The following is a 607-nucleotide window of genomic DNA, read 5'->3' as shown; positions in this document are numbered from 1 at the left end:
GGAGGTTTAACTCCTGCGCGATTGCCTGAATGAGGCCCGCCTTGTCCAGCCTCGCTTCCTTAAGGATAGCCCCAGTGAGGATAGCTCCTTTGAGGATAGCCCCTTTGAGGTTCACTCCTGTGAAGTCCACACGGCTGAGATTCATATCAGTGAGATCCGCCCCGCTGAGATCCACGCCCTGGAGGTTTGCCTTCTGCTTAATTGCCTGAATGAGGCTCGCCTTGTCCAGCCTCGCTTCCTTAAGGATCGCTCCAGTGAGGTTCGCCTCAGTGAGGTTCGCCCCAGTGAGGTTCGCCCCAGTGAGGTTCGCATTAGTGAGATCCGTATGCTGGAGATCCGCACTCTTGAGGTTCGCCCCAGTGAAATTCGCACCATCGCAGTCGGCCCAGCGGAGATCCGCCCCGGTGAGGTTCGCCCCAGTGAAATCCGCACCTTCGAGGCTTGCCCCCGCGAGGCGAACCTGCTCGAGATCCGCCCCAGCGAAGACCCCGTTGCTTAGATTCGCGTCCTTGGGTTGCCCCTGCGCGCAGTACTCTCTTGCGGCAGTAGGCTCAGCATCCGTCTTGCCTAGTCTGTTGTTTTCCCCTCCGGTTGCCTTAAAATCTTC

General features: G+C 58.5%; 1 protein-coding gene. It reads right to left on the bottom strand.

Features of this window, described 5'->3' with window-relative positions:
- The coding region (locus PDO_RS17230) for a pentapeptide repeat-containing protein (RefSeq protein ID WP_007604856.1) at nt 1-607 on the bottom strand (607 nt) is incomplete at both ends.

Source organism: Rhizobium sp. PDO1-076, assembly GCF_000247475.1.
GTDB lineage: Bacteria > Pseudomonadota > Alphaproteobacteria > Rhizobiales > Rhizobiaceae > Allorhizobium.
This window is presented reverse-complemented; position numbering and strand designations above follow the sequence as displayed.